The sequence below is a fragment of the Ruegeria sp. BC3 genome (assembly GCF_056539265.1).
The window spans coordinates 23,453-44,855 of record NZ_JBQFUP010000008.1 but is presented as its reverse complement, the minus strand read 5'-3'; the positions used below and the strand labels follow the sequence as shown (position 1 = coordinate 44,855).

The following is a 21,403-nucleotide window of genomic DNA, read 5'->3' as shown; positions in this document are numbered from 1 at the left end:
CGCGCGTAAAGTTTTTATTGACGGCGCGACAATTTACATTCTAGGCTTCCTGCACGACATCCAAGCTCAGGGAGGACAGGGATGTATCTGAAGCACGCACTTCGTGCGGCGACTGCGTTGACTTTCGTCGCCACGGCAGCGGCCCACGCGCAATCCATCACAATCGCCACTGTAAACAACGGCGACATGATCCGGATGCAGGGCTATACCGACAAATTCACCGAAGCGACCGGCATCGAAGTCGAGTGGGTGACGCTGGAAGAAAACGTGCTGCGCCAGCGCGTAACCACCGACATCACCACCAAGGGCGGTCAGTTCGACATCATGACCATCGGCATGTACGAAACGCCGATCTGGGGCGCGAACGATTGGCTTGTTCCACTGGAAGGCATGTCCGCCGAGTATGACGTGGACGACATCCTGCCCGCAATGCGCAACGGTCTCAGCAACGACGGCACACTATACGCGGCGCCATTCTATGGCGAAAGCTCGATGGTGATGTACCGCACCGACCTGATGGAACAGGCCGGTCTGGAAATGCCCGAAGCGCCAACCTGGCAGTTCATCCGTGAAGCTGCAGCGGCGATGACCGACCGTGACAACGACATCAACGGTATCTGCCTGCGCGGCAAGGCCGGTTGGGGTGAGGGCGGTGCCTTCATTACCGTGACCGGAAACTCTTTCGGCGCGCGCTGGTTCGACGAAGACTGGAAACCTCAGTTCGATCAGCCCGAGTGGAAAGAGGCACTGACTTTCTTCGTGGACATGATGAATGAATCCGGCCCGGCGGGATATGCCACAAACGGCTTCAACGAGAACCTGTCGCTGTTCCAGCAAGGCAAGTGCGGCATGTGGATCGACGCCACCGTTGCGGCGTCCTTTGTGACCAACCCCGACGACTCGACCGTGGCTGACAAGGTTGGCTTTGCCCTCGCACCGAATTCAGAAGGTGTCGATAAGCGCGCCAACTGGCTCTGGGCTTGGGCACTGGCTATTCCGGCAGGCACGCAACAAGAAGATGCTGCCAAACAGTTCATCGAGTGGGCAACTTCGAAAGACTACATCGAGTTGGTGGCCGAGAATGAAGGCTGGGCCAATGTGCCTCCGGGTGCACGGACGTCACTCTATGAGAACCCCGAGTACCAGAAGGTTCCGTTCGCCAAGATGACGCTGGATTCGATCCTTGCGGCTGACCCGGATAACTGCTGCGCACAACCGACGCCCTATGTTGGCATCCAGTTCGTCGCGATTCCGGAATTCGCAGGCATTGCCACGCAGGTGAGCCAGGAGTTCTCGGCAGTTTATGCCGGACAGCAATCGGTGGACGAAGCGCTGGCCAAAGCGCAGGCCTTCACTGCCGAAGAAATGGAAGCCGCAGGGTACTGACGTCTTCTACCCGCGGGTGGGCAGACATCTGCCCCCCGCCCCACCCTTCCACAACACGTGTTTTTCTCGCAGGCTAAGCTATGCCTGAACAGAGAGGTCTTGCGTCATGGCTACTCAACATTCCCGATCCGTTGCTCGCCTGATGATGGCACCCGCAGTGGTCCTGCTGCTTGGCTGGATGCTCGTGCCACTGACGATGACGCTGTACTTTTCTTTCAAGAAATATCTGCCCCTGCGTGGCGGCGATCTTGGCTGGGTCGGGTTTGACAACTACGTCCGTTTCGTTTCTTCCAGTTCTTTCTGGCCAGCAGTTCAGGCGACCCTGGTGATCGTGGGTGGTGTGCTAATCATTACGGTCATTCTAGGTATCCTGCTGGCGATGCTGCTTGATCAGCCGATGTGGGGGCAAGGCGTTGTCCGCATTCTGGTGATCGCGCCCTTCTTCGTTATGCCTACAGTATCCGCGCTGGTCTGGAAGAACATGTTCATGGACCCGGTCAACGGCCTGCTGGCGCATCTGTGGCGTTTCTTTGGGGCCGAGCCGATCTCATGGCTGTCCGAGGCGTCGATGACCTCGATCATCATGATCGTTTCCTGGCAGTGGCTGCCATTCGCGACGCTGATCTTGCTGACCGCAATTCAGTCGCTGGACAGTGAACAGTTGGAGGCCGCAGAGATGGACGGTGCTCCGGTACTGAAACGCTTTTATCACATCATCCTGCCGCATCTGAGCCGCGCGATCACGATTGTCATTCTGATCCAGACGATCTTTCTGCTGTCGATCTTCGCCGAAATCTTCGTGACCACCGGCGGCGCATTCGGCACCCGCACTCTCACCTACCTGATCTTCCAGCGTGTGTTGGAAAGCCAGAACGTTGGCCTTGGATCAGCCGGAGGTGTCTACGCAATCATCTTAGCCAATATCGTTGCCATCTTCCTGATGCGCATCGTCGGCAAGAACCTGGACGCGTGAGGAGGAACAACTATGGCCCGCGCTGTCACAACCCGCCGCAAATCGCTGAACACAGTTCTCGCCTGGGCAGTTGGATTACTGATCTTTTTCCCGATCCTCTGGACCATACTGACCAGCTTCAAAACTGAGGCACAGGCAATTGCCAGCCCGCCGATCTTTTTAAACTTCAACTGGACGCTGGAGAACTACGCCATCGTGCAGGAGCGCTCAGACTACATGCGGTTCCTGTGGAACTCGGTGATCATCGCGGGTGGTTCGACCATACTGGGTGTGATCATCGCTGTGCCTGCAGCATGGGCAATGGCCTTCGTGCCCTCGAAACGCACCAAGGACATCCTGCTGTGGATGCTGTCCACTAAGATGCTGCCAGCGGTTGGCGTTCTCTACCCGATCTACCTGCTGTTCATCCGTCTGGGTCTGCTGGACACGCGCGGCGGGTTGGTCGTCGTCCTTATGCTGATCAACCTGCCGATCATTGTCTGGATGCTCTACACCTATTTCCGCGAAATCCCGGGTGAAATTCTGGAAGCCGCTCGGATGGACGGCGCGACGCTGAAAGAGGAAATCCTCTATGTCCTGACGCCGATGGCCATTCCTGGCATCGCCTCAACCGTGCTGTTGAACTTCATCCTGGCGTGGAACGAGGCGTTCTGGACGCTCAACCTGACAGCCGTCGACGCGGCACCTCTAACGGCCTTCATCGCCAGCTACTCCAGCCCCGAAGGCCTGTTCTTTGCCAAGCTCAGCGCAGCCTCGACCATGGCAATCGCACCAATCCTGATCCTTGGCTGGTTCAGCCAGAAACAACTTGTCCGCGGCCTGACCTTCGGCGCTGTGAAATAAGGAACACGACACATGGGACGCATTCAACTCAAGTCCGTGACCAAAAGCTTCGGCGACGTTGAGGTCATTCCCCCGCTGGACCTGACCATCGAAGACGGCGAGTTCACAGTCTTCGTCGGCCCATCGGGCTGTGGCAAGTCCACCTTGCTGCGCCTAATTGCGGGGTTGGAGGATATCACGTCGGGGTCCATCGACATTGACGGTGCGGACGCCACCGATGTGCCGCCCGCCAAGCGGGGTCTGGCGATGGTGTTCCAGTCCTACGCGCTGTACCCGCACATGACAGTACGCAAGAACATCGCCTTTCCGCTGCGCATGGCGAAACTTGATCAGGCCGAGATCGACAAACGCGTCGAAGGGGCCGCGAGCGTTTTGAACCTGACCGACTATCTGGACCGCCGCCCCGGCCAACTGTCCGGCGGTCAGCGTCAGCGCGTTGCTATTGGGCGCGCGATTGTCCGCGAACCCGCCGCATTCCTGTTCGATGAACCTCTTTCAAACCTCGATGCGGCACTGCGTGTGGGCATGCGTCTTGAGATCAGCGAGTTGCACGAACGTCTGGCGACCACGATGATCTATGTAACCCACGATCAGGTCGAAGCGATGACCATGGCCGACAAGATCGTCGTCCTGCAGGCCGGTGTGATCGAACAGGTCGGCAGCCCGCTAGAGCTGTACCGAACACCCCGAAACTTGTTTGTCGCGGGGTTCATCGGCTCACCCAAGATGAACTTCATCGAAGGACCCGAGGCCGCAAAACACGGTGCCCAAACTATCGGAATCCGGCCCGAGCATATCGCAGTTTCGGAAACCGAAGGTGAGTGGTCCGGGGTTGTCAGCGTCTCGGAACACCTCGGCTCGGATACTTTTTTCCATGTTCACGAAACTGGTTTGGCCGAGACGATCACTGTCCGTGCGGACGGCGAGGTTGGCTTCCGCCACGGGGATCGTATTCACCTGACACCGCGCGCCGACGTAATCCACCGGTTTGACGCGCAAGGTTTGCGGATCGAATGACTCGTCTGGCAGGCAAAACCGCCCTGATCACCGGGGCTGCGAGAGGCATCGGGCTGGCCTTTGCCAAAGCCTATGTGGCAGAGGGTGCGCGTGTCGCCATTGCCGACATCGACGCCCAACGCGCGCAGACCGCCGCCGACGAAATAGGCGAGGCAGCGGTCGCGATCGAAATGGACGTGACCAACCAACAGTGCATAGATTATGCTGTCGCCAAAACGGCCTCTCTTCTCGGCCCCATCGACATTCTTATCAACAATGCAGCCATCTTCACTGCTGCACCAATTGTCGAGATTGAGCGCGCTGACTATGACCGCGTGTTCGAAATCAACGTCGCTGGCGCATTGTTCACAATGCAAGCTGTCGCGCGCCACATGATCGAACACGGCACCAAAGGTCGGATCATCAACATGGCATCGCAAGCCGGGCGAAGGGGTGAGCCCTTGGTCGCCGTGTACTGTGCCAGCAAGGCGGCAATCATTTCTCTGACCCAGTCGGCAGGGCTGAACCTGATCTCGCATGGGATCAACGTGAATGCGATTGCTCCGGGCGTTGTCGACGGCGAGCACTGGGACGGCGTCGACGCATTCTTCGCCAAACATGAGGGCAAACCGCTGGGTCAGAAGAAACGAGAAGTGGCTGCGGCTGTCCCCTACGGTCGGATGGGCCTCGCCGAAGATCTGACCGGGATGGCGGTGTTTCTCGCCTCGGACGAAGCCGAGTACATCGTCGCACAAACATACAATGTCGACGGCGGAAATTGGATGAGCTGATGGACCCTGTGGCGAATGCAAAACCTCCAGTACGGTTGCGACGCGGCAACCTGTCTGGCCTGTCGAAAACCGTAAAGACGCCTGCGTATGAACCAGCGGACCTTACGCCGGGCATAGTTCATATCGGGGTCGGCAATTTTCACCGCGCGCACCAGGCTTGGTATCTTCATCGACTGTTGCAGCAAGGGCAGGCTCAGGATTGGGCGATCATTGGCGCGGGTGTGCGAAGCTATGACGCCGACATGCGTGAAAGATTGCTGGCGCAGGACTGCCTGACCACACTGATCGAACTGGACCCAGACGGAATGTCGGCAGAGGTCATTGGCCCAATGATCGACTACCTGCCGATCGAGGACAACAATGCAACGCTTATCCAGACGATGGCCGACCCCGCCATTCGGATTGTTTCGCTGACTGTTACCGAAGGTGGGTATTTTCTGGATGCCAATACCGGCGCGTTCAACGCGGATAACGAAGACATTCAGCACGATGCCAAAAACCCGGACGAACCGCGCACGGCTTTCGGAGCTATGGTCGCCGCACTTCGTCAACGACGCCGAAATGGCCTGAAACCCTTCACCGCGCTCAGTTGCGACAACCTTCAGGGAAACGGTGCAATTCTGAGAACCTGCATAGTGGGTTTGGCGCGGCTGTCCGACCCTGAGCTGGCTGGCTGGATTGACCAAAACGGCGCGTTCCCAAATTCGATGGTGGATTGCATCGTTCCTGCGACGACGGATCAAGTGGTATCGCAATGCCTTGCGCTTGGTGTCGACGACCATGCTCCGGTCTCACATGAGAATTTTCGCCAATGGGTGATCGAAGATAGCTTCTGCGCGGGGCGACCGCCGCTCGAACAGGTTGGGGTTACGCTGACCCACGATGTTCATAGCTATGAAACCATGAAATTGCGCATATTGAACGGGGGGCACCAGCTGCTCGCAAATGTCGGGGAAATACTGAACGTCCCGACGATTTCGGATTGCATGCAGGACCCGGACATCGTGGCGTTTTTCGAGAAAGTTCAGGCGGAAGAAATTCTGCCTTACGTCCACGCTGTACCTGGGACGACCGGCGAGGAGTATCTTGAATTGATAAAGAAACGATTTTCCAACAGTGCAGTCCACGACACAACACGCCGGGTCGCATTTGACGGTTCTTCCCGACATCCGGTTTTCTTGCTCCCATCTTTGCGCGATGCGGTTGTATCCGGGTCTTCCATACATGGGCTGGCATTGGCCGAAGCGTTTTGGTGCAGGATGTGTACTGGCATTCGCGAAGACGGCTCCGAAATTGCCCCGAACGACCCGCAGTGGGAAGACCTGCAAAAAACGGCATTGGCGTCCAAAACCGATCCGGAACTTTGGCTGAACCAACGCCAGTATTATGGTGCGTCGAACATCAGCAAACAGTTCTCCGAAGCCTTCACCGCGTGGATGACGACGATCTGGAAAAGTGGCAGTCGGGGAGCGATAGCGGAATATGTTACTCTGACCTGACAGCCACACTAACTCTCGCCGCAAGCCAGGATCGGTCTCCGGTGCACTATTCATTTTCGGATGGTTAATGAATTTGGTGTAGGCCTACCTGCGTTACTTAGGCCTCGGCCACAGCACTTGCAGAGAAAGCCCATTTTCCGCCCGACCTGCCGAAACGTCACCTCTATTTCGTGAATTCTGTTGACCGGCAGATCTAGATGGCAAAATCGAGCACCCGGAGCAACAGAAAAACCGCGACAGGTCCATCTTCAAACAATCGTGTGATGATACACCTTTGTCTTCGACCAATCCCCGGCGGTTAGCGCTTCGAACGGAGTCCAGAAAGAAAACCCATCTTCGTGTTCGCTCTCTATGCTCAGAAGAAAGTCAGCTTTGATATCCAACACGCACTGGACGCTGCGGAAGTCTAGGATCGAAGTCGTGTTTGGAAGCTTCTGGCCAAAAAGCCTGTGTCCGCGCCAGGCGCTAATGTGCTTGTTCACAAAGTCGTGGAAACACTCGGGCACGTCAGACAACTTTTCCTCAAGTGTCACATCTCTTTCCAGAAGCAAGCTATGGAGTATGTTTGATTGGTGATCGCTGTTGAGCGAAGCGATACCGTATTTGGCATTCGCAGGCAGATTTGCCACAAGGTCCTTCCGTGCTGTCATCAGGCGTTGCAAGGCTTCTTGGTCTATGGGGTCGCTTGGATGGTGGTTTTCCGCAAGCTTTCGAAACGCTGCAATCTCTTTCTGCAAGGGCGGCAACAGGTTCGAGACCTGCCGGTAGAACCTTGTTTTTTCCAGTATCTCTGGGTTGCCGCGCGCCGCTGGCCATTCACTCTGCTTCATTCGACGCAAGTCGCTCAGATGCCTGTTTCGGTCACCCCGATGGCTCCGGATTGAATAGGATGCAGCGTCCAGTTCTGCCAGAGCGAGGCCTCAGTTCGTGATCCATTCGTGGGGCCCTTCTTCACGCAATATTCCTGGCGGAGTTGCGTCGGCGCTGTCCAAATAGGGTTTCAGTTCAAAATGCCACTTTGGGAACACGGCTCTGCGGCGATAATGGCAAGTGGCCTCCAGATCTTCTGGCTCTGACCGTTCCTGCAACTGACTGTGCTCTGGTAAGATCGTGATCAAATGGCCCAAATCGCCTCTGAAATTGGCAAAGACCACCATGGTGCCTGCCCCGGGAAGCCCGAGTAGTCTTTGACCAGTCTTTGGTTCCGGAGAGATTTCGCCGAGATCGATCTGAGCCACAAAGTTCATGGCTTGCCCCGCAGTGTTTCCCGGCCATTCAAAATCAGCCGGAAGTGCGGGCCGCCCACCGAACCACGAATTCGGCGGAGGTGTGTTTGCATAAGGGGACACCAATCGTATGGCCCAGCCCGGCACTTCGGCTGGTCTCGTCGCATGACCTTCCAGCTCTTCCAGGACTGGTTACGATTTCCTGGGAATCGACACCCGAGAGCATCTCATCAACAGTCATGTCAGCTCGCGATTTTTTCGGCTCAACCTGGCGTTGCAATTCGCGGCTGTCCATATCCCATGGCTCTTTGGCCATCAGCGCAACGAAAGCTGCGAATATCCCGCCCAACAAGAGCCAAAAATGGGTCATGCTTAGCGGCGTCTTCGCCACTTGGAGCATCCAAAGAAGTGTACCAAAGCAATAGAGTATTGCACCGATAGCGGCGATCTTTATCAGGGGTCTCAATGTAATTCCTAAATGTTTGCTTTTAAGAAGAATAATGCGCCAATTCAGAAGCACAACATTCGTTAGATACCGAACTGGCTCTCCTTCGCAAGATAAGAGAAAAACGACTTCAGACTTAGAAAGGCAACAACTTCAAATGGCCGGTCTGTCTGACGTCAGCTACTTTGCGAATTGACCAAATTTAGAAAGCCCGCCTACTGCGCACAGCAGACATTGACGGCAATGAGTACTGCAACCTAAACGAGTGGCGACTTGGATAGTCGGTTTGCGGCTAAACCAGACTTTTGAGATTTGACACGGCATGTCTGCTCAACACCTGTCTCCGGCATCAGCGTCAGGATGTTTGATAGCGCGCTTGACTTTTTTGGCGCTCATGTTTCCCAAGGAAGCTTTTTTCCAATCTCCGCGATCAGAAATTCCATGAACACCCGCACTTTGGGGGACAACACGTTGGACTTGGGATAAATAAGCCACAGGACGTTGTCTTCACTGGCCTCAAAGTTTGGTAGAACCCGTGTCAAACGGCCTGACTTCAATTGGTCATGCACGCTCCACAGAGCGTTCAATGAAATACCCGCTCCGGCTAATGTGGCGCGGACCTGGCTTTGACCGTCATCGATAATCAATTGACCTTTGGCTGATGCCGGATCGAAAATTGCCTTCTCGCCTGCCGATCCTGTCAGCGGTCGTGGTTGGCGGTTTTGGAAAGCGATCAGATGGTGGGCTTTCAGGTCATCAGGAGTTTCCGGCGTTCCGTGCGTGTCGAGGTAGTGTGGCGCGGCGCAAAGAATACGCTGGTCATCAGCCAGTTTGCGACCCTTGAGGCTCGTGTCGACCAGCGGCGCGTTTCTGAGTGCCAGATCAAAACTTCCCTCGATCAAGTCGAACTGCACATCCGACAGACGCAGATCGATTGTGAGGTCGGGGTGCTGTTCAAGGAACTTGGGCAGGATCGGCGCGATATAGAGTTGTGCAAAACTGCTGGGCGCAGCGAAGCGCAATGTTCCTTTGATCGTTGTTTTTTGCTTGCCCAGAGCAGCAAGCGCGGCCTCTTCCTGCGCGATGATCTCTCGGGCGAACGGCAGGAAGTCGGCACCTTCGACCGACAACGACACTTTGCGCGTTGTGCGATGGAGCAATTCGGAACCCAGGTTCTGCTCCAACTTGGCGAGTTTTGCGCTGGATACGGCCGGTGCCATACCCAATGCGCGCCCCGCCGCGCTTATGTTCAGCATTTCTGCCGCCCTGACAAACAATCGCAACGCCTCTGTATCAAGCCCCATTATATCGAAAACCCGAATTATCATTCCGCCAATAGGCAGTTTATATGAAATTTGATCAGTCTTAAATACCTCCCAACGACGCAACACAGCATAAGAAGGAGGCGCAGATGACGCGGACAGCCACAGTCAACTACCACGTTCACAAACCGCACCGGCAAGCCTTTGAACTGGATGCGGGCGGGATCGCTGGACATCTGGTTTCTCCCGAGCTGGTCTCCAAGGCTGTTGCAGTGGAAGACGTCCGCGCAACGGCTGTCCCTGTCACAATTGCGTCTGATACTGTCGAATTCACCACCCTGAAAACGCAGGTTCGGGATTTTGCAGGCGACGCCTGGAAACCGACATACAATGCTGAGCTGACAGCGACGCTTTCGGACAGGCTTGGCGCGCGCGAGGTTGTGGTTTTTGATCATACCGTTCGCATTGATGACCAAGGCGCGGAGCGAAAACCTGCGCGCAATGTCCACAGTGACTACAGCAAGGATGGAGCCGAACAGCGGCTTGTCGACTTGCTGGGTGCCGAGGTCGCTGCGGAATGGGCGCAAGGCCACTATGGTTTTGTCAATGTTTGGCGTCCCGTCGAACAGCCGATCAACTCAGCCCCTCTTGGTTTTGTGCGTCCGTCATCGGTTGACCCGTCTGATTGGATTCTGCTGGACCTGATCTATCCCGACCGAAAAGGACAAATCATGGGGCTGGTAGGAAACCACAAGCATGAATGGATTTATCAATCCAAGATGACGCCGGATGAGGTCGCGATCTTCAACATCTATGACAATCAAGGGTTACCGTCGATTGCGCATAGCGCGCTCGATTTGGTCGAGGATCCGGGCGTCACCACCATTCGCAAAAGCATCGAGAGCCGCACCTTGGTGCGCTATTGAAGGGGGCAGAAATGTTGGATGAAATGCAACCTGCCGAGTTTGCCCAAATCAACGAGGCCTACAATAAGGTCTTTCGTCCCGGGCGACTGAGCATTGGCCTTGTGTTGCCGCTCGAAGCATACGCAGTCGGCACCGAGCCGACGCTGCGGTGGCATCTGCAAGCGGCCCGGAGGGCAGAGGAACTTGGGTTTGCGGCACTTTGGCTGCGGGACGTCCCGTTTAATGTTCCAAGCTTCGGTGACCCCGGACAGGTTTTCGATCCATTCGTTTATCTGGGTGCGTTGGCAACGTCGACCAACCGGATAGCGCTTGGAACCTCGAGTGTGATCCTGCCATTACGCCACCCCGCGAATGTCGCCAAGGCAGCAGCGACCGCAGATATGCTCTCGGGCGGGCGGTTGCTTTTGGGCGTTGCTTCCGGTGACCGGCCCGAGGAGTACCCGGCTATGAACCAGAGCTTTGACGATCGGGGGGCTAGATTTCGCGATAGCGTGGAATATATACGAGCGGTCGGTTCGGATTATCCTAAGCTCGAAAGCGCTCAGGGCACCTTGTCTGGCGGGATCGATCTCTTGCCAAAGCCGCATGGCACACGGCTACCAATGCTCATCACCGGTGGCAGCCAGCAATCGCCCGATTGGGTGGCGCAGAACGGCGACGGTTGGATGACCTATCCGCGCAATGCGGCAGCTCAGGGCCAGGTCATCGCGGACTACCGGCGGCGTGTGCAGGCGGCGGGTCAACCGGATAAGCCCGTCATGCAATCGCTTTATGTCGATGTCGTTGCCGACCCCGCTGCGCCTCCGCGCCCGATCCATCTTGGGTTTCAGTCTGGCACCGATTTCCTGCGCAGCTATCTGCGCGAGATTGAAACGCTCGGGATCAATCACGTCGCGCTGAACTTAAGGTTCAACCAAGCATCTATCGATTCCACCCTCGAACATCTGGCGGACGTTGTGCTGCCTGACTTTTCCTAAAAGGATCAGACCGATGACCAAGACTATTCTCATTACAGGTTCGACCGACGGCATTGGATTGCTTACAGCAAAGAAGCTGGCCGCTGGTGGACACAAAGTGCTGTTGCATGGTCGCAATGTTCCCAAGTTGGAGAGCGCAGCTGCCGAGGTTGGTAGGGATGTCGAAACCTATAACGCAGATCTGAGCGACCTGGCCGCAGTTCGAAAACTGGCCAAACAAATACGCACCAAGCATGCCAATCTTGATGTGTTAATCAACAACGCAGGAGTGCTAAAAGCCCCGCAAACTGTGCTTGAGAACGGGCAGGACATTCGCTTTGTCGTGAATACGCTTGCGCCATATCTGCTGACCGAGTTGCTGCTGCCAATTATTCCCGCCGAAGGGCGCGTGGTGAACCTGTCATCGGCCGCGCAGGCCCCGGTCAACATCCGGGCCATGCAGGGCAATGTCCCGCTGGCGGATATGGACGCCTATGCTCAGAGCAAGCTGGCCATCACCATCTGGACCCGGGAATGGGGCACATCGCTATCCGATGCGCCTGTCATGGTCGCAGTAAATCCAGGTTCGCTTTTGGCCTCAAAGATGGTGAAAGAAGGCTTTGGCTTGGCTGGGAACGATATGAACATCGGCGCTGACATCTTGGTTGATGCGGCATTGGGCGAGCGGTTCGCTGACGCGAGGGGCGCCTATTTTGACAATGACAGTGGGGTATTCTCAAATCTACACGCGGCTGCACTCGACAAAGGTCACGCTGCCGACGTCATGAACACCATCAGAGAATTGGTTAACCACACCAACTGACCCGCGCGGCGCTAAAACGCCACGCACTCCCACCACTAACACTCCCTTACCCCTCACGTGTGCTGCGTCGAGGCCCAAGAAAGGATTGCCTGATGAAATACGAGAACTTTCAAACCTTTGACGTAGCCGTTGAAAGCGGCATCGCCACGGTGACATTCGACTTTGGCTCTGTGAATGTTCAGGGCCAGGAAATGCTGGCCGATCTCAACAGTCTGGCTATGCGGCTAGAGAGGGACCGCGACACTAAGGTCGTTATCTTTCAATCAGCCAATCCGGAAATCTGGGTCTGCCACTACGATACCGAGCTACTTAAGGACATGTCGACTGAAGCTGTGTCCCGCGAGGACGCTCAGCTTTTGGATCTGCAGTCAGTCTGCGAGCGGATCAGTAAGGTGCCGCAGGCTACTATCGCAAAGCTGGAAGGGTTTGCGCGTGGCGGCGGGCATGAATTGGCGTTGGCGCTCGACATGCGCTTTGCCGCGCGGGGAAAATACAAGTTCATGCAGATGGAAGTTGGAATGGGCATTTTGCCCTGTGGCGGCGGTGCCTCGCGCATGGCGCGTCAAACTGGGCTAGGAAAAGCGCTAGAGATCATCCTGAGCGCGCAAGACTATGACGCAGATGATGCAGAGCGCTTAGGTACCATCAACAAAGCTTTGGAGCCGGATGAAATTGGTCCGTACGTGACCGCGCTGGCTAAGCGGATAGCACAGTTTCCGGCAGAGTCGATCAATGCCTGCAAACAGATGGTCTATGAATCAATCGACAAGCCAATTGATGAGGCGCTGAAGGCCGAAGCCTATTGGCTTTATCAGGCCACCAGCAAAACTCCGGCCGTCAAACGGTTCACCATCGCGGATGAACAAGGTTTGGAACACGACATCGAGAACCAGCGCAAATGGGGCGATCTGGTGATGCAGGTTCAGGACATCAACTGACCCACCCCCCAACAAAAGGATCTCGTTAGGTGTGCGCTATTGCGACGTGCCCCTGGCGTGGTGTTACACAAGGAATACCCCAATGAAAGCAATGGTTCTAAATTCATACGGCCCCGAAGCGCCGTTCGAGCTCGCCGAAATGCCTGATCCGGTCGCGACACCCGGACATGTGATGGTCAAAGTGGCCGCAGTCAGCGTCAATACCGTCGATACCATGATCCGAAGCATGGGTGCAGACCTGCCGCTGTCCCCCAAATTGCCCGCTCTGCTTGGCATGGACTTTGCTGTCACGATTGTCGCAATTGGTGAAGGCGTGACTGACTTTGCCATAGGCGATGAGGTGTATGGCTGCGCTGGCGGTTTGATGGACCTGCCAGGCTCTCTCGCGGAATACATCAACGCGGATTCCCGTCTGATCGCACACAAACCCAAGACCCTGAGCATGCGGGAAGCTGCAGCTCTGCCTCTCGTCGGCATCACCGCCTACGAAGGGTTGACACGCGCCGGTGTCGGCAAAGGGCAGACCGTGCTCGTTCAGGGCGGCGCTGGCGGTGTGGGCCATGTTGCGGTTCAAATCGCCCGCCACCTTGGTGCAACAGTGTCGGCGACAGGTCGCGGCGCAGATCAGATGTCTCTGATCGAGGGTCTCGGTGCGCGCCCCCTGGATTTCACAACGCAGCGTGTCGAAGACTTTGTTGCCGAGCATACCGGTGGCATCGGCTTCGACGTGGTATTCGACAGCGTAGGCGGGTCGAACATGACGAACTCTTTCGAAGCTGCCAAGCTTAATGGCCATGTTGCTTCAACGGTCGCGCTGATCGAGATTGATTTGACGCCTGCGCATTTTAAAGGCCTGTCCTTGCACGTGGTCTTCATGTTGATCCCGATGATGCACAATGTCGGACGACAAACCCACGGCGACATCTTGCGGACACTGGCGGGTCTGGCGGATGACGGCGCGCTCAAACCGATTGTTGACGAACGGGAGTTCGGGTGGGCTGATGTCAGCGCAGCTTACGCCCACCTTACGAATGGATCTGCTGTCGGAAAAGTCGTAGTGGAGTTGAGATAAGATTCAGCTGAGATTGGTGCGCGCAAAAAGACCTTGCGCACCAACAGTCTCAGCTGCAATTGATGTCGACTATCCGTACTTAGCTGAACTTCGTGCAAACTGCAGCATATGCGACTTTGGGCTCCTCGCGGACATTCTCTGCGGTGGGTTCAGGCATGTGGTTTGAGCCAAATGCAGTCATTGCACTGGCTTCAACGCTTCGCCAGCGCAACCCGTCGATCACATCCCTAAGCGGACATTTGCAACTGAGCTATGCAGGTTGAGTGACGCGCAACGAACTGACCATGCATCGGCGAATGCAGCGTGTCAGATTGCCAGCAGTTGCGTACTTCATGTCATCGACTTAAGTGTCAGAGAAAGAACTCTGCCCGTTCCACGACCCAAACCATTGCGACCAGACTTGCACATGCGGCGACGACAGCGCGAGAGTCGTTCCAGATTCGACCTGGTTGATTGCGCAAGAACAACACCAAGGGCCAGATCAAAAGAACGATCATGACTTGCCCAGCCTCTACTCCAACATTGAACGCCAGCAAGCTGTGCCAAACATTCGGTGCATCAACTCGGAGAATTTGGTGCAACATGAAAGAGAAGCCAAACCCGTGCAGCAACCCAATCCCGGACGTGATGGCAAAGGCCTTCAAGTCCCCATGTCCTTTCTCTGGCGGCCAAATCGCCATTGCGGCTGCGTAGACTATCGAAAGTGCTATTGCCAGTTCGACAGTTGGGATGAACCACTCTCCGCTCGGCGCGAAGCCAAAAAAACCTAAAATCAGTGTTACTGTGTGGCCCAAGGTAAAGCCTGTGACGCGGGCGAGAAGGCTGTGCAAGTTTAAGGCACCGATAATCATGCAAAGCACAAAGAGAACATGATCGGGACCTTCCAAAATATGCCGAATACCTTCAACAAAGAAGGTCGAAGCGGCCGCGGTCGCTGATCCGGAAACGTCGACCGGGGTATGCATCAAGCCCCGTGCACGAAATGTCCGAACATCTTGCCCGTTGTAATCGAGGATCAGGTTCGCCGTGTCATCTTGTCCAGGAAGACCCGGATCTGACGTATATGACAAACTGTATGCTCCTACCTCTCCCGTCACAAACCGCAGGTGCACGTCAACCATCACCTCGCCAACATAAATCTCCTCAGTGGTTGGAAAAACGTCCCTAGGCGCAAGTGCCAAGCGCGCCTCATTGAGCGTAGCAAATCCAGGCTCCTGCCCCAAAGGGTGCAGTCTTATCGAGACGATTTCTGGGGTTTGTCGATGACCGCCGACAGACAGCACAAGCCCGTTTTCAGCAATACGAGCCAAGCCGGTCGGATCTTTGTGCAATGCGGCCTGATCCAAATAGTGCATGAGCACGCCATCTTCGATCAGATTGTATGTGTATGGAGCCGGTGCAGGCAAACCGTCCGGACCTTCGGGACCGACGAGTTGCGCAACCAAAAAAGGCATCGGAAGGCGCAAATAGACATCAAGCCCATCTTCTGAGTGAGCCACATGATGTATGCGGACATTCTGGTTTAGATTGAAATGCGCCTCTGCTCTGTCAGCAGTCAAAAAGACCACGGCCAAGAAGTATGTGGCAAAGAACAACCTTACGACCACCATTGAACTACCCTTCCGTTTTGGCGCTGATAATCGTCAGGTCATCAAGCATCCAATGATCGCCGTGCCGCGAAACGTCTAGCAAGCCTCGATAGGACACCGCTTGCCTATGTATGTGCCCCCAATGACCTCCGCTTACGCGGGCAGTCCAATTCGCGAGGACCTGATGCTGGTTTCTGTCTTCGCTGGGCGAGAAGCTCTCGACGCTCAGGTCTGAAATCGCTTCGACGCGAGCCACGGCGCCAGAGGGCAAGGTAACTGACAAGCCACGACGCATTTCTGCTTGGACCTTGTCGCGATTGATTGCTTCGACATAAGGCTCCATCGCCGCCACGGAACTATCATCTCGCGTCTCAAGCATCGTGGTTCCGATGTTGGTCAACAGGCCTTCTACGATTTGATGCGTCGCGACTTCATCCGGCTTGGGCCCTGTCGACAGGTTGTTCAGCGAATATGTGACAATCGCAGCGGCACCGAATGCCCCGGTCAGGCCAAGCAAGATCAGACGCTGGCCGTTTGCACGCTGCAGCGAACAATATGCGCATATCAAACACAGAAAACCTAAACCGAACGCAATCAAGGGCACCCGTGTTACACCTGCGGTTTTGACAACGACCGGGCCCGTTTTTGGGTTTGTCCAAGTTGTCAGGTGATTGTTCCAACTTACAACTGGATCGGGTGCGTAAATCTGCGAGGGGACCGCCCCTGCCGGATCAGAGAGGGTGATCGGAATAACATCCAGACCATCTGGGAAAAGCTCCCATGCCAGATCAACTTGGCTCGGCAAGGTCGCAACCGGGTAGGAGAGGACAACGCCCAATAGCATCGTCTTTCGGTTTGCCTCGGCTTCATCCGGAAGAACACGCAAACCTTCAGCCCCGACTTCGATACGTGAAACCTGTACCGTTTCTGGTTTCATCGGCTTGCCGTCGACGGCGAGCGGGTTTCTAGTCGCAAAAAAGTCCGAGACGCCAGACTTGATCCTGGCGACATCGTCTGCCGTCAATCGCTCTGCGCCTTCAAAGTCCAAATCCGCCCAAGTCTCATAGTCTTTCAAGCGCAAGATGATCTCGTGCCGGACGACACGTGGCTCCATCGCCAGGAAAGACATCATCGGAGACTTGTGGTGGCGGGTGAGATTTGGGTTCTCAAATTTGCTAAACCAAGGATCGTCCCAATCAGACAATAGTTTTTTCGGCTGGTGGCAGTGCTCAGGACGAACCTCACTCCGCCCCTCGTGGGACGCAGCGCTGCTGACACGGGAAACGGCAGCGTGGTGGCCTGATTTCAGCGAGTCCTCAAACTCGCGCATAGCGCGAACGGGATGTACTAGGCTTTGATCGCGCTCTCATGAACTAGTGTTGAGCCTCCCCCCCAAAAAAAGCCAGTCGATGATTGAAGTCGCAGTTGGTTGGAAAAGCTCACGTTTGATTGCAACCTTTGACGCAATTCACTCGTTCAAAAGAGACGAAAGGTCGTCCGCCGCTTTTTGAAGTATCCCCAAAAACGACATTAGGCTTTTGACGTCGTGGCGCTGCATTGGGGCGTGCACCGAAAGCGTTGCCACCAACCTTCCCTGCCCATCCATAACGGGCACAGCGAGTGCCGTCATTCCGGCCATGAATTCCTCATCATCGGTCGAGAAACGATTCTCGGCGATATTTTGGATTTCCGTTCGCAAGACTTTTGGATCACTTAAAGAGCGTTCAGTTCGCGGCTTAAGATTCCCTGCAGACAGGAACCCATCCAGCGTTTTCTGCCGCAGAGTGGACAGGTACATCTTGCCACTGGCAGTACAATGGAACGGCACCTGCGTACCCACCGGAAGCTGAATTCGCAGCGGCCATTTTGTTTCCACCCGGTCAAGATAGATCATACCCTCTCGGTCCGGGATGGCGAGGTTGCATGTCTCGCCAACCTCCTCTGCTACGCTGCGCAATATTGCCAGCCGCGCCGTGCGCAAATGTTCGGAAGACATCGTATTAACCGAAAGCAACCGGAGACGAAGTCCTGGGCCGTAAGAGCGCCCATCAAGGTCACGCTGCAAGAAGCCTTCGGCTTCTGCGGTTTGCAGCAGACGGTGAACGGTCGGCTTGGCCAGACCCAATGCCTCGACAAGTTCCGATGGTTTAACGGCGACCCCCCGCCGCGCCACCTCCTCAAGAATGAGAAGAAGGCGCAGGTTGGTCGGGATCTGAGTTTCTTTATCTTGTGTTTCCGTCTCGGCCATCCCGCAACAGTCTAGTTATTTGGCAGCAGGATCAAGGCCAGATCGGGCACCAGCGATACCAAAATCCAGACGGACAACAGGGCCACCAGATAGGGCACCGTATAGCGCAGCAGCCGGAAATATGGCACTCCGGTCACACCCGAAGCCACGTAGAGGTTCAACCCGTAAGGCGGGGTAATGAACCCGATGGAAGCACCCACAAGGAAGATTACCGAGAAATGGATCGGGTCAATGCCCACCGAAGCCGCAATCGGTGCAAGGATCGGTGCAAGGATGATCGTAACCGGAAGGCTTTCCAGCACCATGCCCGAGAAGAACACGATCACCATCGAGGTAAACAGAACAGCGTGGTAGCCGCCCATCGAGGTTACAAAGTTCCCAATAGTTTCCTGGGCCCCAAGCAAAGACAAGATTTGCTGCATCACCACTGAGATCGCGATCAGTGGTGCAAGGATGCCGGTAATCTGCGCCGAGCGGATCACGATCGACGGGATTTCCGGGATCGTGAAGCCTTCGACTACGAACATCTCGGCAAAGGTTTTCTCGGTGGGCGGAATGTCGTTCCGCGCGCCCATGATGCGGTTGATCGGGTAGCTGACCAGACCTGCAATGACGCAGAAGCCAACGGTCACACCCGCCGCTTCGGTCGGGGAGAACTTGCCTGTATAGATGCCCCACAGCACCAGCCCGATAGCGAAGAAACCAAGCCATGCGCCGAACGCGGTTTTCAGAACGCGGTTCAGTTGCAACGGGATCAGGTGACCCCAGCCGTTCATTCGGCAGATGATCCAGCAGGCGAATTGCATGCCAAAGACCATCAAAGCGCCCGGCAGAATACCCGCCACGAACAGTTCGGAGATCGGCAGGTTCATCAGAAAGCCGTAGACGATAAAGATAATCGACGGAGGAATGATGATCCCCACCGTCCCACCTGCAGCGGCGGTTGCCGCGCTGAAGCGTTCGTCATATCCCCCTTTGACCATCTCGGGGTGCAGCATCGACCCAATCGTGGCCGTCGTCGCCGAGTTCGACCCGGAAATCGCCGCGAACAACCCACAGGCCCCAAGCGACGCCATCGCCAGCCCGCCGCGTATCCAGCCCAAACAGGCATAGGCGAAATCGCTGAGCCGTCTCGCAATGCCGGATTTGTTGATGAGGTCTCCGGTCAAGATGAACAGCGGCATCGCCAGCAGAGCGAACCCCTTGTTGAAGACGTTCAGCAGCTCAGCCCCCGTGTTGTCCAGCGTCAGCCCAAGGACAAACGAACAGCCAATGACCCAATAGCCGATCACCAGCAGAACCGGCACGCCCAACATGAATAGAAATGTGACCCCAAGCGAGATCAGTGTGACCATGGTTCCGTCTGTCATCAGTCTGCTCCGATCACGGCCTGCTTGATCAGCGGCTCGCCTGTTTTCCAGTTGTGCAGGTCGTCTGCGAGATTCTGAAACACACGTCCAACCATAAGAAAGAAGGACAGAGGCGCGGCCAGAAGGAACCACCACTGCATGATATTGTCGGTGCCCAGAACGATCTGAAAGTTCGACGCCGACAGCGCCACCAATCGGGTCGTCGTCACGATGACGATTACGGCAAAGATGAACCAAAGAACTGCGTCGAGGATCAGGCAAGCCAATTGCCCGCCACGGGGCATCGCCGTGCGAAACTCGCTGAAGCTCAGATGTGTACGCAAGCGGACGTTATAGGACGCTCCGAACCACGCCATAACCATGAATAGAAGTGGGGGGATCGTGGTTGACCAAGGCTCTTGATCGTTGAACACGAACCGGTCGATCACGCCCCAGAAAATAATCAAAGCAATCGCCAGGTAGGAATACACCATCACCGACCGTTCCAGATGGCGCTCGACAAAGGGCACAGCCCGATAAATCAGCATGATCACGAACCCGCCAAGGGCTGACACTATCGCGCCCCAGAACCAAGTCGCATCGGATTCCAATGCGGATTGAATCTCAAACGAATCCTGGCTGAGAAAGGCGCTGAAGATCGCACCTGTATCTGCCCAAAACGACATGAACCCCGTCCTCCCAGTCGGTGTTGTGTGGAACCGGCCCGAACGGGGCCGGTTCGATAGAGTCTAGATTAGGCCTGGCCCATCCACCAACGGCGCGGCTCGACATTTTCGGGCAACGTATCCGCGGGGATTTCGCGCGCGATGTCGTAGATCTCTTGATAGGTATCGATACCACCAGCCCATTTATTCAGGCGTTCACGCCACTGGGCCCAGGGTTCCGGGTTGTAGTTCGGGGCACACATCTCTTCGGCCAGCTTGATCTGATCATCCGGCAGGAACGCCGGGCGAACGCCGTTTTCAGCGAAGATCGTGTTTGGAAGCTGAGGCTCCGAGAATCCAACCGTGTTCAATAGCGCAGCTTCATTCGCGCCTTGGATAAGGGCCTGCGTGAAATACGAGGACTCCATCACTGCATCCTGCAACTCGCCGCCAAGGCCGTCGAACACCTTGGCCGACATCGAAGTATGCTCGGTGCCACAGAAGAACTTAAGGTTGACCGATTGCGAAACCACCGGCGCCATGTTCGCGTATGCAACGGCCGACGCCCAGGTTTCGGCACCGTCGATCAGGCCGGTTTTCAGCGCGTCCAGCGTCTCTTCCCATGCCACCGGCACGGGGTTGAGGTTCAACAACTGCATCGCAATCCGGCCCAGCTGCGTACCCGTCACGCGGTTCTTCGTGCCGAACAGCTCTTCCAGTTTGGTCACGGTCGGCTTGTCAGCAAAGGTGGAGCCCATTTGCAGGCCCCGGAGTTCACAATGCGTAAACAGGAATTTTAGCCCGTGCCGCTTTTCCAATGGGTCGCGCAGAATACGCTGGCTCGCCGGGCTATAGAAGAAGTGATACTGCGCCGCGCGGCTGGGGAACATATAGGCATAGTCCAACACGTTCAGGTAAGGCGCACCACCGGCAGAGTTTTGAGTTGAAGCCGCATAGATATCAACGATCCCCTGCTGGGTTTTCTCAACACAGCTCAGCTGACCACAGATCTGGTTGTCGCCAATGAATTCGATCCGAATTTCACCATCTGTTCGTTCTTCCAGATCGCGTGCAAATTCGATCGCACCAGCACGCTCGATAAGCAGGTTGCGCGTATTAAAGCCCGACGCACCGAACTTCAACGTGTGCTTGGGCTCTTTCGAAAAGCGCTTCTCATAAGTGGATTCGGCGGCCTGCGCCAAATTCGCAAGACTCATCGCGCCACCGAATCCACCTGCAGCCAATAGCGTCGAGCTCATGCCGTAACGGCCTGCCACGCGGAAGAAATCCCGCCGTGAAATACCACTCAGTTTCCGTCCGATCTCCATTGCTTACCTCCCTGTTCGCAAAAAATGAGACGTTTTGTATCAAAAAATGCTAGTGTATTTCTCGTCTTTTGGCTAGAACTTTTTGAAA

The 21,403-nt window shown here is 55.8% G+C and carries 21 protein-coding genes; 11 read left to right on the top strand and 10 right to left on the bottom strand.

Going from position 1 to position 21,403, the window contains the following annotated elements; all coding sequences use genetic code 11:
• Positions 1 to 81: 81 nt before the first annotated feature.
• The 6 genes from ACR0MV_RS18360 (at position 82) to ACR0MV_RS18335 (ending at position 6,488) form a co-directional block, all read left to right on the top strand.
• Positions 82 to 1,386, top strand: coding sequence for an ABC transporter substrate-binding protein (locus tag ACR0MV_RS18360; protein ID WP_170467691.1), 1,305 nt, complete (start codon positions 82 to 84; stop codon positions 1,384 to 1,386).
• Between the two features lie 106 nt (positions 1,387 to 1,492).
• Complete coding sequence (locus tag ACR0MV_RS18355; RefSeq protein WP_170429079.1) at positions 1,493 to 2,359, top strand: carbohydrate ABC transporter permease; 867 nt, start codon at positions 1,493 to 1,495, stop codon at positions 2,357 to 2,359.
• A gap of 12 nt (positions 2,360 to 2,371) precedes the next feature.
• Positions 2,372 to 3,202 carry a carbohydrate ABC transporter permease gene (locus ACR0MV_RS18350; protein ID WP_170429081.1) on the top strand — a complete coding sequence of 277 codons (831 nt, stop codon included), beginning with the start codon at positions 2,372 to 2,374 and terminating at the stop codon, positions 3,200 to 3,202.
• 12 nt (positions 3,203 to 3,214) lie between these two features.
• Positions 3,215 to 4,219 (top strand): ABC transporter ATP-binding protein, encoded by a 1,005-nt coding sequence (locus ACR0MV_RS18345; RefSeq protein ID WP_480703195.1) that lies wholly within the window; start codon positions 3,215 to 3,217, stop codon positions 4,217 to 4,219.
• Positions 4,216 to 4,989, top strand: a complete 774-nt coding sequence (locus ACR0MV_RS18340) for an L-iditol 2-dehydrogenase (protein ID WP_480703194.1) — start codon at positions 4,216 to 4,218, stop codon at positions 4,987 to 4,989. The genes ACR0MV_RS18345 and ACR0MV_RS18340 overlap by 4 nt, the downstream gene beginning before the upstream one ends.
• Positions 4,989 to 6,488 (top strand): mannitol dehydrogenase family protein, encoded by a 1,500-nt coding sequence (locus ACR0MV_RS18335; protein WP_480703193.1) that lies wholly within the window; start codon positions 4,989 to 4,991, stop codon positions 6,486 to 6,488. Before ACR0MV_RS18340 ends, ACR0MV_RS18335 begins: the two co-directional genes overlap by 1 nt.
• Before the next feature lie 248 nt (positions 6,489 to 6,736).
• Here ACR0MV_RS18335 and ACR0MV_RS18330 read toward each other — a convergent pair whose 3' ends face one another.
• From ACR0MV_RS18330 to ACR0MV_RS18315, 4 genes are all read right to left on the bottom strand, one after another.
• Positions 6,737 to 7,318, bottom strand: coding sequence for a hypothetical protein (locus tag ACR0MV_RS18330; RefSeq protein ID WP_480703192.1), 582 nt, complete (start codon positions 7,316 to 7,318; stop codon positions 6,737 to 6,739).
• 90 nt (positions 7,319 to 7,408) lie between these two features.
• The gene (locus tag ACR0MV_RS18325) at positions 7,409 to 7,837 is read right to left on the bottom strand and encodes a DUF1963 domain-containing protein (RefSeq protein ID WP_480703191.1); all 429 of its coding nucleotides are present in this window, start codon (positions 7,835 to 7,837) and stop codon (positions 7,409 to 7,411) included.
• On the bottom strand, positions 7,770 to 8,105 hold the full coding sequence (locus ACR0MV_RS18320; RefSeq protein ID WP_480703291.1) for a hypothetical protein: 336 nt from the start codon (positions 8,103 to 8,105) through the stop codon (positions 7,770 to 7,772). Before ACR0MV_RS18320 ends, ACR0MV_RS18325 begins: the two co-directional genes overlap by 68 nt.
• 446 nt (positions 8,106 to 8,551) lie before the next feature.
• Positions 8,552 to 9,463, bottom strand: a complete 912-nt coding sequence (locus tag ACR0MV_RS18315; RefSeq protein WP_170429098.1) for a LysR family transcriptional regulator — start codon at positions 9,461 to 9,463, stop codon at positions 8,552 to 8,554.
• Between the two features lie 107 nt (positions 9,464 to 9,570).
• On the opposite strand from ACR0MV_RS18315, the gene ACR0MV_RS18310 reads away from it, so the two are divergent.
• From ACR0MV_RS18310 to ACR0MV_RS18290, 5 genes are all read left to right on the top strand, one after another.
• Entirely contained in the window at positions 9,571 to 10,347 is a 777-nt protein-coding gene (locus ACR0MV_RS18310; protein WP_480703190.1) for a CmcJ/NvfI family oxidoreductase, read from the top strand.
• Positions 10,348 to 10,358: 11 nt separating this feature from the next.
• Positions 10,359 to 11,324 carry an LLM class oxidoreductase gene (locus tag ACR0MV_RS18305; RefSeq protein WP_480703188.1) on the top strand — a complete coding sequence of 322 codons (966 nt, stop codon included), beginning with the start codon at positions 10,359 to 10,361 and terminating at the stop codon, positions 11,322 to 11,324.
• A 13-nt stretch (positions 11,325 to 11,337) separates the two neighbouring features.
• On the top strand, positions 11,338 to 12,126 hold the full coding sequence (locus ACR0MV_RS18300) for an SDR family NAD(P)-dependent oxidoreductase (RefSeq protein WP_480703187.1): 789 nt from the start codon (positions 11,338 to 11,340) through the stop codon (positions 12,124 to 12,126).
• A 92-nt stretch (positions 12,127 to 12,218) separates the two neighbouring features.
• Positions 12,219 to 13,064: an enoyl-CoA hydratase/isomerase family protein gene (locus tag ACR0MV_RS18295; protein WP_480703186.1), complete on the top strand. Its 846-nt coding sequence runs from the start codon at positions 12,219 to 12,221 to the stop codon at positions 13,062 to 13,064.
• A gap of 82 nt (positions 13,065 to 13,146) precedes the next feature.
• Complete coding sequence (locus tag ACR0MV_RS18290; protein ID WP_480703185.1) at positions 13,147 to 14,136, top strand: zinc-dependent alcohol dehydrogenase family protein; 990 nt, start codon at positions 13,147 to 13,149, stop codon at positions 14,134 to 14,136.
• A gap of 350 nt (positions 14,137 to 14,486) precedes the next feature.
• Here ACR0MV_RS18290 and ACR0MV_RS18285 read toward each other — a convergent pair whose 3' ends face one another.
• The 6 genes from ACR0MV_RS18285 to ACR0MV_RS18260 form a co-directional block, all read right to left on the bottom strand.
• Positions 14,487 to 15,746, bottom strand: coding sequence for a HupE/UreJ family protein (locus ACR0MV_RS18285; RefSeq protein ID WP_480703184.1), 1,260 nt, complete (start codon positions 15,744 to 15,746; stop codon positions 14,487 to 14,489).
• A gap of 4 nt (positions 15,747 to 15,750) precedes the next feature.
• Positions 15,751 to 16,857, bottom strand: coding sequence for a hypothetical protein (locus ACR0MV_RS18280; RefSeq protein WP_480703183.1), 1,107 nt, complete (start codon positions 16,855 to 16,857; stop codon positions 15,751 to 15,753).
• A gap of 336 nt (positions 16,858 to 17,193) precedes the next feature.
• On the bottom strand, positions 17,194 to 17,973 hold the full coding sequence (locus tag ACR0MV_RS18275; protein ID WP_480703182.1) for an IclR family transcriptional regulator: 780 nt from the start codon (positions 17,971 to 17,973) through the stop codon (positions 17,194 to 17,196).
• Positions 17,974 to 17,984: 11 nt separating this feature from the next.
• On the bottom strand, positions 17,985 to 19,343 hold the full coding sequence (locus tag ACR0MV_RS18270) for a TRAP transporter large permease (protein WP_480703181.1): 1,359 nt from the start codon (positions 19,341 to 19,343) through the stop codon (positions 17,985 to 17,987).
• Positions 19,343 to 20,008, bottom strand: a complete 666-nt coding sequence (locus ACR0MV_RS18265; RefSeq protein ID WP_170429644.1) for a TRAP transporter small permease — start codon at positions 20,006 to 20,008, stop codon at positions 19,343 to 19,345. The genes ACR0MV_RS18270 and ACR0MV_RS18265 overlap by 1 nt, the downstream gene beginning before the upstream one ends.
• Before the next feature lie 68 nt (positions 20,009 to 20,076).
• Complete coding sequence (locus tag ACR0MV_RS18260; RefSeq protein ID WP_170429646.1) at positions 20,077 to 21,315, bottom strand: TRAP transporter substrate-binding protein; 1,239 nt, start codon at positions 21,313 to 21,315, stop codon at positions 20,077 to 20,079.
• Between the last annotated feature and the right edge of the window lie 88 nt (positions 21,316 to 21,403).

Coding starts and splice junctions, on each gene's coding strand:
- ACR0MV_RS18265 (WP_170429644.1), bottom strand. CDS start 20,008: ATGTCGTTTTGGGCAGATACAGGTGCGATCTTCAGCGCCTTTCTCAGC.
- ACR0MV_RS18350 (WP_170429081.1), top strand. CDS start 2,372: ATGGCCCGCGCTGTCACAACCCGCCGCAAATCGCTGAACACAGTTCTC.
- ACR0MV_RS18270 (WP_480703181.1), bottom strand. CDS start 19,343: ATGACAGACGGAACCATGGTCACACTGATCTCGCTTGGGGTCACATTT.
- ACR0MV_RS18360 (WP_170467691.1), top strand. CDS start 82: ATGTATCTGAAGCACGCACTTCGTGCGGCGACTGCGTTGACTTTCGTC.
- ACR0MV_RS18335 (WP_480703193.1), top strand. CDS start 4,989: ATGGACCCTGTGGCGAATGCAAAACCTCCAGTACGGTTGCGACGCGGC.
- ACR0MV_RS18300 (WP_480703187.1), top strand. CDS start 11,338: ATGACCAAGACTATTCTCATTACAGGTTCGACCGACGGCATTGGATTG.
- ACR0MV_RS18290 (WP_480703185.1), top strand. CDS start 13,147: ATGAAAGCAATGGTTCTAAATTCATACGGCCCCGAAGCGCCGTTCGAG.
- ACR0MV_RS18280 (WP_480703183.1), bottom strand. CDS start 16,857: ATGATGTCTTTCCTGGCGATGGAGCCACGTGTCGTCCGGCACGAGATC.
- ACR0MV_RS18260 (WP_170429646.1), bottom strand. CDS start 21,315: ATGGAGATCGGACGGAAACTGAGTGGTATTTCACGGCGGGATTTCTTC.
- ACR0MV_RS18330 (WP_480703192.1), bottom strand. CDS start 7,318: ATGAAGCAGAGTGAATGGCCAGCGGCGCGCGGCAACCCAGAGATACTG.
- ACR0MV_RS18315 (WP_170429098.1), bottom strand. CDS start 9,463: ATGGGGCTTGATACAGAGGCGTTGCGATTGTTTGTCAGGGCGGCAGAA.
- ACR0MV_RS18345 (WP_480703195.1), top strand. CDS start 3,215: ATGGGACGCATTCAACTCAAGTCCGTGACCAAAAGCTTCGGCGACGTT.
- ACR0MV_RS18340 (WP_480703194.1), top strand. CDS start 4,216: ATGACTCGTCTGGCAGGCAAAACCGCCCTGATCACCGGGGCTGCGAGA.
- ACR0MV_RS18285 (WP_480703184.1), bottom strand. CDS start 15,746: ATGGTGGTCGTAAGGTTGTTCTTTGCCACATACTTCTTGGCCGTGGTC.
- ACR0MV_RS18305 (WP_480703188.1), top strand. CDS start 10,359: ATGTTGGATGAAATGCAACCTGCCGAGTTTGCCCAAATCAACGAGGCC.
- ACR0MV_RS18310 (WP_480703190.1), top strand. CDS start 9,571: ATGACGCGGACAGCCACAGTCAACTACCACGTTCACAAACCGCACCGG.
- ACR0MV_RS18355 (WP_170429079.1), top strand. CDS start 1,493: ATGGCTACTCAACATTCCCGATCCGTTGCTCGCCTGATGATGGCACCC.
- ACR0MV_RS18275 (WP_480703182.1), bottom strand. CDS start 17,973: ATGGCCGAGACGGAAACACAAGATAAAGAAACTCAGATCCCGACCAAC.
- ACR0MV_RS18295 (WP_480703186.1), top strand. CDS start 12,219: ATGAAATACGAGAACTTTCAAACCTTTGACGTAGCCGTTGAAAGCGGC.